Source organism: Hydrogenophaga sp. (genome assembly GCF_028698005.1).
In the GTDB taxonomy this organism is placed as follows: Bacteria; Pseudomonadota; Gammaproteobacteria; order Burkholderiales; family Burkholderiaceae_C; genus Hydrogenophaga.
On the sequence record NZ_JAQVEJ010000094.1, the window covers coordinates 1 to 11,111 of the forward strand.

At 68.0% G+C, this 11,111-nt stretch carries 14 protein-coding genes and 1 pseudogene; 1 reads left to right on the forward strand and 14 read right to left on the reverse strand.

Annotated features, from left to right (window positions below):
- The 5 genes from PHQ87_RS10250 to PHQ87_RS10270 form a co-directional block, all read right to left on the reverse strand.
- A partial coding sequence (locus PHQ87_RS10250; protein ID WP_300233594.1) for a PFL_4703 family integrating conjugative element protein occupies positions 1-404 on the reverse strand: 404 nt, incomplete at its 3' end.
- Entirely contained in the window at positions 401-823 is a 423-nt protein-coding gene (locus PHQ87_RS10255) for a TIGR03750 family conjugal transfer protein (RefSeq protein ID WP_300233597.1), read from the reverse strand. The genes PHQ87_RS10255 and PHQ87_RS10250, both read right to left, overlap by 4 nt.
- Before the next feature lie 12 nt (positions 824-835).
- Positions 836-1,195, reverse strand: coding sequence for a TIGR03745 family integrating conjugative element membrane protein (locus tag PHQ87_RS10260; RefSeq protein WP_300233599.1), 360 nt, complete (start codon positions 1,193-1,195; stop codon positions 836-838).
- A 23-nt stretch (positions 1,196-1,218) separates the two neighbouring features.
- On the reverse strand, positions 1,219-1,452 hold the full coding sequence (locus PHQ87_RS10265) for a TIGR03758 family integrating conjugative element protein (RefSeq protein ID WP_300233602.1): 234 nt from the start codon (positions 1,450-1,452) through the stop codon (positions 1,219-1,221).
- Positions 1,449-1,805, reverse strand: a complete 357-nt coding sequence (locus tag PHQ87_RS10270; RefSeq protein ID WP_300233605.1) for an RAQPRD family integrative conjugative element protein — start codon at positions 1,803-1,805, stop codon at positions 1,449-1,451. The genes PHQ87_RS10265 and PHQ87_RS10270 overlap by 4 nt, the downstream gene beginning before the upstream one ends.
- 259 nt (positions 1,806-2,064) lie before the next feature.
- Here PHQ87_RS10270 and PHQ87_RS10275 point away from each other — a divergent pair, with 259 nt between their 5' ends.
- Positions 2,065-3,027 carry a DUF6710 family protein gene (locus PHQ87_RS10275; protein ID WP_366524459.1) on the forward strand — a complete coding sequence of 321 codons (963 nt, stop codon included), beginning with the start codon at positions 2,065-2,067 and terminating at the stop codon, positions 3,025-3,027.
- A 27-nt stretch (positions 3,028-3,054) separates the two neighbouring features.
- On the opposite strand, the gene PHQ87_RS10280 is transcribed toward PHQ87_RS10275, so the two are convergent.
- The 9 genes and pseudogenes from PHQ87_RS10280 to PHQ87_RS10320 form a co-directional block, all read right to left on the reverse strand.
- Positions 3,055-3,804 (reverse strand): TIGR03747 family integrating conjugative element membrane protein, encoded by a 750-nt coding sequence (locus PHQ87_RS10280; protein ID WP_300233611.1) that lies wholly within the window; start codon positions 3,802-3,804, stop codon positions 3,055-3,057.
- Positions 3,801-5,969 (reverse strand): type IV conjugative transfer system coupling protein TraD, encoded by a 2,169-nt coding sequence (gene traD, locus PHQ87_RS10285; RefSeq protein WP_300233614.1) that lies wholly within the window; start codon positions 5,967-5,969, stop codon positions 3,801-3,803. The genes PHQ87_RS10280 and traD overlap by 4 nt, the downstream gene beginning before the upstream one ends.
- Positions 5,970-5,979: 10 nt before the next feature.
- Positions 5,980-6,531 carry an integrating conjugative element protein gene (locus tag PHQ87_RS10290; RefSeq protein ID WP_300233617.1) on the reverse strand — a complete coding sequence of 184 codons (552 nt, stop codon included), beginning with the start codon at positions 6,529-6,531 and terminating at the stop codon, positions 5,980-5,982.
- On the reverse strand, positions 6,528-7,109 hold the full coding sequence (locus PHQ87_RS10295; protein WP_300233620.1) for a transglycosylase SLT domain-containing protein: 582 nt from the start codon (positions 7,107-7,109) through the stop codon (positions 6,528-6,530). Before PHQ87_RS10295 ends, PHQ87_RS10290 begins: the two co-directional genes overlap by 4 nt.
- Positions 7,091-7,828 carry a TIGR03759 family integrating conjugative element protein gene (locus tag PHQ87_RS10300; protein ID WP_300233624.1) on the reverse strand — a complete coding sequence of 246 codons (738 nt, stop codon included), beginning with the start codon at positions 7,826-7,828 and terminating at the stop codon, positions 7,091-7,093. The genes PHQ87_RS10295 and PHQ87_RS10300 overlap by 19 nt, the downstream gene beginning before the upstream one ends.
- Positions 7,829-7,838: 10 nt before the next feature.
- Positions 7,839-8,492, reverse strand: coding sequence for a hypothetical protein (locus PHQ87_RS10305; protein WP_300233627.1), 654 nt, complete (start codon positions 8,490-8,492; stop codon positions 7,839-7,841).
- The gene (locus PHQ87_RS10310; protein WP_300233630.1) at positions 8,489-9,064 is read right to left on the reverse strand and encodes a PilL N-terminal domain-containing protein; all 576 of its coding nucleotides are present in this window, start codon (positions 9,062-9,064) and stop codon (positions 8,489-8,491) included. The genes PHQ87_RS10305 and PHQ87_RS10310 overlap by 4 nt, the downstream gene beginning before the upstream one ends.
- 326 nt (positions 9,065-9,390) lie before the next feature.
- A pseudogene (locus tag PHQ87_RS10315) lies at positions 9,391-9,702 on the reverse strand (integration host factor subunit beta); the annotation flags it as partial.
- A 171-nt stretch (positions 9,703-9,873) separates the two neighbouring features.
- Positions 9,874-11,111 (reverse strand): DEAD/DEAH box helicase (locus PHQ87_RS10320; protein WP_300233633.1); only part of this gene is annotated, 1,238 nt, incomplete at its 5' end.

The following is an 11,111-nucleotide window of genomic DNA, read 5'->3' on the forward strand; positions in this document are numbered from 1 at the left end:
CCGCGGCCCGGAATCTCGTAGATGCCGCGCACGCGCTGGCGCAGCTCGCCGCTGCTGCGCCGGTACTCGTAGTCCTGGCGCAGGAAGGCCTGGCAGGCGGGCGTGAAGTGGGCCGACAGCGCGTGCAGGTTGCGCGGATAGTCCACCTCGCCGTTCGCGGGCCAGCGCTGGACCTGCTGCCACACGTAGAACGCGAACGCATAGACGCTCTCGGGCGGCACGTCCCACCACTTGCGCGTGCTGCCCGAGCGCAGGTCCGGCGGCACGTGGATGGTGAGCTGCTTGGGCGCGCTCCACCAGCCGAAACCGAGCAGCAACGCCACCACGAACAGCGCGCCGGCGCCCAGGCGCAGCGTGCGCACGTGGGCTTGCAGGTGGAGGACCTCGTTCCTGAAGCGGCTCATGGGGCACCTCGGCTGCGGGGGCGCCGGGTCGTCCTGCGCGTCGTCCAATGGCCCGAGCGGGTGATCAGGCGGTGCCCACCGAGCCAGGGCGCCAGTACCGGGTGCCGCAGGGCGAGCCGCCACTGGAGCTGCCGGTACAGCCAGGTGTCGGGTCGGCCGCGCTTCTGCCGGCGCAGGAAGCCGCCGCCGGCGAACACGCCCAGCGCGACGCCGGCCACGACCACCGTGGGCAGCATGGCGATGCTGTGGGTGAGCCAGGCCAGCGGCACGCCGGCGACGAACCCGATAGCGGCGGACAGGCCGGCGCAGATCCACAGCTCGTCGGCGGTCAGGCCCCGCACCACCACCGGCTGGCGGTTTAGCCGGTGCGGCAGGAAAGTCACCAGCGCATCGCGCGCGGTCTCTAGAGGAATGGCCATCGCCCGCCGCCCTTACAGCACGCCGGTGGCCTTGGTAAGCAGCCAGATGCCGACCACCAGCAGGATCGCACCCACGGCAACGGTCAGGCCGAACTGACCCCATGTGGCCTTGCCCGTGTGAATCTCGGAATAGCGGGTGTAGGCGTGGTAGCAGACGCCGACGAACATCGACGCGACCACGAGCAGCGCGACTAGCAGCACGATGTCGTAGCCGTAGTTCTGCAGCGTCTGCATGATGCCGCTGCCTGTGCCTCGCGACGGGTCTTCGATGGTCGGCAGGCCCTGCGCCAGGACCGACAGCGGCAGGCTCAGCAGTGCCAGCGGCGCGAGGGTGAAAGTGGTGAGGTGGCGGAAGATCGGACGGGGCTTCATGGCGATTGAACCTTTTGTGGGGGTCAGGACAGAAGGAAGTAGGTCAGCACCAGGTACATCGCGACAAAGCGCACGACGACGCCCAGGAACTGGCGTTGGGAAAGGCGTTGCTCGGCCCAGCCCGTGTACGCGGTGCGCATGGCCCATACGCCCCACAACAGTAGGACGGCGAACACGAGGCTGAGCACGACGGTGGCGACGACCGGGGGAGCAAAGCCGCCGTTGGCCTGGAAGGCGCTGACCTGGGCGGCGTTCATTCGGTACCCTCCTCGTCGGAGGGGCGGTCGGGCTGGCGGTAGTCGCCGAGCAGTTCGACCGGGTCGCGCGGCTGGGCGCGTGGGGGCGTCAAGTAGTCGCGAATGCCGGCGCGCACAAGCTTCAGGTCGGCGCCAAGGCGGGCGTAGTCGAAGTGGTAGCGGGCGGATTCGTTGCGTGGGGGCACTACGTCTTGCGTGACGAGCCGTTCGATGGCGTCGAGGTGGCGCAGCGCAGCGGCCAAGCGGGCATGCTCGAGTGTCGCGTCATCGGCGCCGGCCCAGCACGGAAAAACCGCGCCAAGGACGAGCAGCGCCAGGAGCAGCCCGACAGACGGGGGAAGGGACATCGACATTTGCCAATCCGCAGTTCGTGGAGATCGGTGCAATGCTCTCGATGTGCCGATGTTGGCGCCGCAAAAAATAGGAACATGGGCGTGGCCCGATTTGAGCAGTAGGGCACCGCGGATCGACTCGTGGGTCTTCTGCTCGTTGCCGAATGGGGCATGATTAGAAGATGGAAACGGACATGAGTGGCGGATGCACGTGAACGGGGGATGGGTTCGGAAGTTGATCCGGATGAGGGGCTTGTTTCGCCCACGTAGCGCCGTCCGGATGGCCGACCGGAGGGAGCGGTTCGAGAATGTCATGGCTATGGCGAAGGATGTGGCCGCGGCCGACCCACTCGGGCTATCCACAATGGTCCGCCTGATCGCTGCGCCATTGCAGGCGCGCGCCATGGCTTCGGCGGCGTATCAGCCGCTGCATAAGGCGCGGAGCGCATTCGACTTGTCCGATTTCATCGGCCTGTCGTCCGTGACACCGGAGGGTTTGAGTGCCGACAGCTTGATCCGCCGTTCGATACCTGGGCGTTACCGCCTGCGTCTGGGGCGGGACCCCATTCTCTCTGTGCCTTGGAAACGTCCTTGCTTGGCGAATGCCGTTGCCAACATCGGTCATGCACGGCGTTTGGGTCAATGGCGTGCGCGTTCCAACCACAAGGTCGAGCTTCTGTTGCCGTTCGGTCTCGGCTTGGTGCATGGCGGCAACCATTCGCTGGCCGCCGGGATTGCCAATGCTGAGGGGACGGTCATCGCACAGGATGTGACCGACCTGTCACCGTTGTACGAGCATTTGCGCTATGACGGCATGAGTGTGGTCAGAACTCACGATGGTTTCCGGTTGTGGGAGCCCATTGAAGAAGAGTTCGGCATCCTGTTCGAGATTGGGCGCCTGATGGTGGAGCAGGGCGTACGCTACGACGTACAGGTGGTTGCCGAGGATGAGGACGAGGGGAGTGCGGAAGGGGAGAACTTTCCAATCTGTTATCGCGTTTCTTTCGATGGCAAGGACACGGGATATTCGCTGTCCAGCAGTGGGGCCACGCGGGCACTGTTGCAGGCCGGCGTGGAGTCCGGCAGTGCCGAAGCGCGATCGGTCATTCTCGACGGAAAGGCCTTCACGTACAGGCATCGGGAGGGCAGACAGGTGCGGGTGGAGCTCGAACACTATGGCCGAAGGCCGCTTGTGAATGACCTGAAGCACGTCAATCACATGCCGAGGAGCGGGGACGATTGAGGCACCAGACGCCGTCGTCTCCGGCGCTCAGAGGTACTTCTTGAAACTGCTCGCGGTGATGTTTACGGCCAGCCCCAGCAGCGCTGCGCCCGGCAGCAGGACCATCAGCGGATGCAGTGACACCGGCAGCGCAAGGTAGATCACCCACGGCAGCACCACCAGCGGCATCAGCGCAGCTTTCGCCCGGTGGTAGACGAACCCGGATTCCCGACCGGCGCCGAACTTGCGGATGTCGCGCCGCGCCAGCCCATCGACCAGACCGACGAAGGCCGCGAGCAGGAACAGCGGCAGTGTCAGCACCAGGACCAGCAGGCGGACGAGGAAGGTCAGCGTGGTGAAGGAGGCGGCGATCAGGTAGCTCTCGGTCCAGACGTAGACCTGGCTGAGGTAGTAGCGGAAGTCGCGGCCGCCGCCCCGGCTGGGTGTGCTGGCCTGGGCCGAGGCGTCGCGCATCCATTCCAGCAGGCCGGTCTTCACGAAGATCCACTCGTAGGCGCCTTCCACGAGCCAGCGTGCCGTGCGGCCGGGTTCCTGCACCACGGCGCTGCGCGTGAAGTGGGTGGAGAGCTGGTCCAGCTCGTATTCGAGCATGCCCTGGGCGTGGCGCCACCCCTGGTCGGGCCAGAACAGGTGCATGCCCACGCACTCGATGACGATGGACAGCAGCAGCGAGGCACACAGCACCCCGAACAGGCGCCACGGCAGCGTGACGAGGCTGACGATCAGGCCGCGCTGGCGCGCCTGCTGCTGTTGGGCCGTGGCCGCCGGTTCCTTCACGGCCGCGCCTCGCCATCCTGGACGTCGGCCGTGGCCGGTTGCGCGTCCTCGGCCAGGTCCCTGGGCAGCGCATCGTCGTCCTGCAGCCCGGGCTGCCCGTTGCTCTCCCACCACTCGCCGGCCTCGGCGTAGTGCTGGCGCATGGAGCCGGCGAGTTGCTGGAGGTCCCTGGGCATGACCTCGTCCGGATCGGGCGCCGGCAGCGGCATGCGGATCTTCCACAGGTTGCCGCCCTCGATGAGGGCGAAGCACTGGCCCTTCGGCAGGCCGACCACGTGCGCGGGTTCGATCAGGGGCACGCTCGACGTGCTGATGCGGTCCTGCGCGTTGGAGGTGAAGTCGGTCGGGCCGTGGATGTCCGAACTGTCCGTGGCGCCGCTCACCAGGGTGGTCGTATAGACCTCGACCTTCGGCAGTTGCCGGGTCAGCAACTCGGCGGTGGCGGTCTCGCGCACGCGCAGCATGAACAGGTTGTTGAAGTTGCCGATGACCTGGCCGGCCTTGGCGCGATTGCCGATGCGCGCCTCGATGTCGCTCAGGGTCTGCGTGTAGGCCGTGACTTGCATGCCGGCGCCGCCGCCCTTGTTGATGAGCGGGATGAACTCGTCGCCCATCAGCTCGTTGAACTCGTCCGCGTGGACGTTGATCGGCACCTTGGTATTGGCGGCCGCGCCCGGCAGGCCGTCATCGATGCCATGCTTGTAGATGTGGCCGGCGACCGACACCAGGTCGCTGAACATGCTGTTGCCCACCGCGGCCGCCACCTCGGCATCCGACAGCGCGTCCAGGCCCACATAGACCACCGCGCGCTTGCGGATGATCTGCATCCAGTCGAAGATCGGCCGCGGGTCGGCCAGGTCCGAGTAGTTCGGCGCCAGCAGCTGGGCGATCTTGCCGGTGGTCAGTTTCTCCAGCAGCGGCAGCAGTGAGGCCACGATCTTGTCGAAGTAGGTGCGGTCGTAACGGACCGCCGACCGCAGGCCGTCGAGCACCGGGTCGTAGGTGCGCGTCTGCGACAGGTACTGCTCGAGCGCCACCACGCGCTTCTCGCGCCCGACCATGTGGCGCGGGATGGTCTTGTCGTTCAGGCGCCCTTCGAGCTGGACGATGATCTCCCAGGCCTTGGGTTCGGTTTTCGCGAAGAATTGCTGGGCGTACTCGATGAACAGGCCATCGATGTTCACCACGTGCCGCTGGATCAGCATGTAGTCCGGGCGCTGCCCCAGCTCGACCAGGGCGCGGGCGATGATGTTGACGAAGCGCCACGCGAACTCGCGAAACGCCGCGCTGTTGCCCTCGCCGGAGAGCTGGCCCGCGATGCGAGTGGCCACTTCCGAAATGCGCCCGAAGCGGCCGACGGCGTTGTAGCGGGCGCTGATGTCGGGCCAGCCGAGGTGGAAGACGTAGAACTCACCCTCGCGCCCGGCGCGGCGGGCCTCGACGTACATGCGCTTGAGCAGGTCGGCATCGCCCTTGGGGTCGAACACGATCACGACCTCGTGCTCGCCGCCCGCCTTGCGGCGGATGTCCTGGGTGATGAACAGCTCGGCCAGGCGGGTCTTGCCGACCCGCGTGGTGCCCAGCACCAGGGTGTGGCCGACGCGCTCGCCTAGCGGCAGGGTGACGTCGACCTCGTGCGGTTCGATCCCGTGCAGCCGAGGCAGACCGCCCACCGGCGGCAGCGGTCGGGCCGGATTGAGCGGGCTGTCCCAGGCCAGCACGCGCGCCAGCTTCGACAGCGGCGACGGCGCGAATTCCAGCCGCTCCTCCAGTCGCCGGGCCATCCGGTAGAAGGCCGTGGGCTCGGTGTAGCGGCGGAACTCCGGACGGTAGGTCTGCACCAGCCGGTGGGTGTGCCGCTGCTCCCAGCGGAAGCCCCGGCCGATGAACAGACGGTGCTGGCTCACCGGCACATCGCGGCTGGTCATCACGTAGCGCGGCAAACGACGGATATTGCGCCGGTAGCGCAGGATCGCCCAGGCATCGCGCAGCCGGATCGCGCCGAAGGCCCCGAACGCCAGCGCGCTGCCGAAGCCGAGCAACGGATTCAGCGCGAGCGACCACGGCGCCACCACGCACACCACCGCGGCGCTCGCGCAAACGGCAACGGTGTATAGCTCCACCGCTGGCCGCAGGAGGACCTCGACGGCATGCGGCTGGGCCATGGCGACCGCCTCACTGGTCGATGCCGGTGGCGGTGACCAGCACCGGGTAGTGGCGCAGCCCCAGGCGCTGGGCCAGCTCGTCGCCGGAGGTCGGCGCCAGGGTCAGGCCGGGTGCCAGGGCGCGCAGCGCGGCCAGGGCCTGCGGCGACTCGACCTGGACCACGAGGCCCACGGCGCCGAGGTCGCGCAAGGTCGGCGCCCGCTGGCGCAGCCAGGCGCGTGAGCGGTCGTCGTCGCCGACCAGAAACACCGGGGTGAGCCCCGGCGCCTGGATCACCCGGCGAGCCACGTCGCCCGGCGACAGGCGCTCCGAGCGCACCGGCAGCATGTCGGCCTCACCGAAGCGCCGGTCGGGCGGACGTGGCAGTTCGACCCGCGGCGGTGGCGCATCCCCTGCGTGCGGCTGGAGGTCGAGGGCCTGGTAGTACGGCAACGCGGAGACGCCTTCGCGATCCTCGACGACGATCAGCCGAGGCGGCTGCGCGAGGACGGCCGGCACAGCGGCGAGCGACAGCAGGCCAAGCAGCCACGGCGCGGCCGCGCGGAAATGAAGGGGTTTCATGGCAAGGTTCTCCGGGTGTCGGCGTCCAGCCGTGGCTCGCCGAGCACACGGGCGAGGTGCCGGCCGACGCTGTGGCGGTAGCGCGCGGCGGGTGCGCCGCCGGCGGGACGGTGGTAGCGGCCGATCGTGATCAGCCAGTCCTGGCGCGGTGCGTGCTGCTCGCGCAGGATCTCGGCGGCGAGCGCCAGATTCCGGTAGGGATCGAGCAGCTCGCAGGGGCGGTCGTAGCGGTGGCGCTGGTAGCCCAGGTTGATCTGGCCCAAGCCGGCGTCGATGCGGGTGGGCGAGACTGCGCGCAGGGCCTGGTGCAGTCCGGCGCAGGCCTCGGCACGGGTGGCGAAGCGGCGCGAGGCGCTGGCCACGTTGAGCGTCCAGGGCCAGGGCACGAGGCGGCCGTTGAAGCGGGTGCCGCTTTCCTGCAATGCCACGGCGTAGAGCACGGTCGAGGGGATACCGGCGCGCCGAGCCGCGACCTGGTAGGCCGGCGGCGGGACTTCCTGCGCCGGCGCGGCGCCGGCCAGCCCGCTCCCCAGCAGCACGAGCATGGCGTGGCACCGGGTCAGGGCTGCCGCTGCCATTGCCCGCCGACCGGGCGCACGACGGCGGGCAACTCGCCCTGCAGGCCGAGGGACAGCCAGCGCCCGCCATCGTGATTGAGGGTGATCTGCCGGGCGCGCACCTTGGCCGGGTCGATCCGAGCGCGTCGCGCCCAGTCGCGGATGCGTGCATCGTCGGCGCGGCTGCCCACGACATAGAGGTCGAACTCCGCACCGGAAGCCTGCAGCCGCTGCGCGGCCTGGTCGCAGGCGGGGCAGCCGTCCTTGACGAAGACCGCGGTGCGGTCGCTCCCCTGCAGGATACCGGCAGTCAGTCCGGCCGGTGTGGCGCTGGGCAGGTTCACCCGCGGCATGCCGGGCGCGAGCCGCTGCCAGGCCGCGTCGTAGGCCCGCTGGTAGGTGAGCATTTTCTCGACGCGACGGGCCTCGGCCTGCACCTGCAGTTCCGCGTAGCGACGGCGTTCCTCGTCGGAGCGTGCCTCGATGCCCAGCGCGGTCAGTGGATCGAGGTTGGGCGAATACACACCCTGCGGCCCCTGCATCAGCTCGCGGTAGCGCGCCCATTCGTCGGGGCGCAGTCCCCAGTCGCGCGCCTGCTGTTCGTCGCTGCGGATGGTGGTCGCCGGCTGCTCGCGGCTGGGGACGGTGGCTGACGGGGTGGCGTGCTGGGCGACGGCGGCGGGAGCCGCGCCGGCGAGCAGCGCGGCAATCAAGAACGGGGCGACCCTGAAGCAGCTCACGCGCCTTCTCCTACCGTTCGGGAACGGTCAGGCGGCGGGTTTCGTCGCCATGCCGGAAGACGGCGGCGCCGCTCTCGATCGCTTCAAGCCGCCAGCCGGCCTCGGCTTCGCCGGGCCGCAGCAGCCGAACCTGTGCGAGTGCGGCCGCATCGATGGGGAGGATGGCCAGGAAGCGTTCGCCGGCGCGCAGCTCGACGCCGATCACCCGGAATGCAGGGTCGATCGGGCGGGGTTTCACCGGCGCTGGTACGCGGGGACGGACAGACGCCGAGGGCGTCTGCCGGGCGGTGGCGAGGCGCGCTTCCATCCGCTCGAGGCGGGCCAGCAAGGATTGCAATGCGTCAGCGGTCGGGCGATCGCCGAGTGCCTGCTCGACCACGGCAATCCGCTGATCGAGTGCGAGGCGCTCGGACTCGTAGCGCGTCTGAGGCAGCGCGGTCGGCCGTTGCCGGTGCTGCTCGAGCTGCTGCGCGAGATCGTCCATCCGCCCTTCGAGTACGGCGATCCGCACGGCCGACGTGGGGTCTTTGGCCTCTTCGGCCAGGTTCGACAGGACGACGTGGTCGATCACGACCGTGGCGCTGACGAGCAGCAGCCAGGTCGCCACGGTCACGTGCAGCAGTTGTAGGCGCCGATATTGTGCTGTGCCCGGAATCGCGGTCATGGCTGCGCCTCCTCGACGAGCGGGATGGTCTCGGCTGGCGTTTCGGCATCCTTGAACTGAGCCGGCAGCGGGGTGAGTGGATCGACGGGTGTGACGGCCGGGATGAAACAGACCCGGCGCGCGCCGTCATCTGCGTGCAGTTCCCAGGCTGGACCAGCGAGCGTCAGCAGCGCATCGCGCAACGCCATCGGCCCGAGCTGGTAGTGGGCTACCGGCAGCGGGAGAGCGTTCAGCGCATCGGTCTCAGGACCGCTGCAAAGCCGGTAGCCGGAGCGCTGAAGTACATGGCGCAGCGCGTCGCCCACCGTCGCGTGCAGGGTGTCCGGCACGGCCACGTCGACCACTTGCAGCAGCAGGTTCCGCTGGGCCTCGGTCGGTGCGAGTTCGACCAGGGTGTAGCGGCCGTAGCGGACCACCGGGACGTCAGCCTGTGGTGGGGGCGCGGGTTCAACGGCTGGCGACGAGGTGGATAGGGGCGGCGACGGTGCGGTGGTCGCGCAGCCTGCGGCCAGGGCGGCGGTCAGCAACAGGCCGCGGCGCGCCGTCCAATGGGACGGTAGGGCGGATTGCATGGATCGGCTCTCGGCGATGTCGAGCCGATACCATCGCCATCCGGGGAGACCGTATCAGCAAACAAAGTGAATCGCCGCGTTGCCGATTTCAGGAGGAGCAGGTAGCCCGTTGGTCGAAAATGCGTCACAGCCCTCGGGGGCCGAAACGTCAGGCGGTGGCGGACTTATCGAGAGGGTTATCCACAGTTTCTGTGGAGAAACGAGGAAACGGACTGCCGGCTGGTTCGGCTGCGTTCGAATGCTTTCTTGGGCGATTGGCGAGCTTGAAACGGGGGAGGGCCGTCTGACGACGGCCCTGCTCAGGACCCTGCTCAGGACCCTGCTCAGGCGGCCCTTCTGCAGGCGGCTACCGGCACGGGGGCAACATCCACCCGTTCCCGCAACTCCTTGCCCGATTTGAAGTGGGGCACGTATTTTCCGGAGACATGCACCGTCTCACCGGACTTCGGATTGCGGCCCACGCGTGGCGGCCGGTAGTTCAGCGAAAAGCTGCCGAAGCCGCGAATTTCGATTCGGCCGCCATGGGTGAGCGCATCGGTCATGGCGCCGAGGATCACCTTCACCGCCTCATCCGCATCCCGTGCGACAAGCTGGGGGAAGCGCTGCGCGAGACGGTCGATGAGTTCTGATTTTGTCATCGGGCGATTATATCAATTGAAACAGCGGCTTCGCGTGCAAGCAAAACCCCGTGCTTGGAGCCGATCAGCGCATGGGGGTGGTCGTGCTCCGCCTTTCCGGTGAGGCGCGTTTCGACGATAGGGGAGAAGAAAATGCCGACGACCCGATGGGCCGCCGGCAGCGTCAGTGAATCAAGCCGCAACCAGTTGCCTGGCAAGCGCGACCTCGACGGAATCCCCGTCCTGGTTCAGCACGTCCAGGCCCGACTCGGGCACGTCACCCGAGGTGCTCTGCGACACCATGATCTTCCTGGCCATCAGCCCCAGGCAGGTCATCTGCGAGGAGTTGGCGTAGCCCAGGTAGATCACGCGCACCGGCTGCTTCTGGCCGATGCGCCAGGAGCGCCGGGCGGCCTGCTGCAGCGAATACACGTTGTAGCCGGACTGGAGGAACACGATGGTCGGGAACTCCAGCAAGTCCAGGCCGGTTTTCACCAGCTCGGGATTGGTGATGAGCACGTCGATGCCGCGGTCCAACTGCTCGGCGATCCAGTCCTCGCGGCGGGCGGCATCCACGCTTGCGCGCAGCACCGCCACCTTGAAGCCTTCCTGCTCCAGCAGCACCTTCAGGCGCGACGTGGTATCGCGCGTGCCGGTGTAGACCGAATAGACCAGGGTCTTGCGACCTTCTGCTTTCTCCTGCTTGCAGATCTCGATCAGCTCGCGTTCCTTGGGCATCACCTCCAGCTCGTTGAACTGAGCTGGAACGAACGCCAAGGTGTTGCGCGTGCGCGGATGCACCACGGTTTCCGACCGGAAGCAGCAATCCGGCCAGGCCAGCAGCACGTTGAGGACTACACCGAGCAGCATCGTGTCGCGCTTCGCCAGGGCCTGCTTCAGCTCCTGGGTCAGCCGACCCGCCAGATCGCGGTAGGCCGCGGCTTGCGCCGTGTCCATCGCGACTTCGCGGAACTCCTCGTCGTAGGGCGGCAGCACGTTGCCACCGATGTCCTTCAACTTGAGGAAGACCGTGAACGGCAGGACGCAACGCAGTACGCCCTTGGGACCGAAGCCCGGCGCCTTGACCGTGCGCACCGATACCTTGGTGCCCTTGGCCGTCTTGTGCGCCGTGCCGGTGCTCTCGGAATAGATGTCCTTCAAGACACCGTGATCGCGCATGAACGCCATCGCGGCCGACGTCATGCTGCCGCTCTTCGTCGGCCGGTAGCCGTCTTCGATCATCCGCCCCGGCAGGGCTCGGAACAGCAGGTGGAACAGGTCGTCGCCGTAGCCGCCCATCAGTGTGCCGGTGAGCAGCAGCGTCTTGCGCGCCTTGGCCGCCAACACCCCCATGGCCTGGCCCTGTGCGGAGCCGCCGTTCTTGTACTCGTGTGCCTCGTCGGCGATGAGCAGGTCGAACGTGCCTTGGG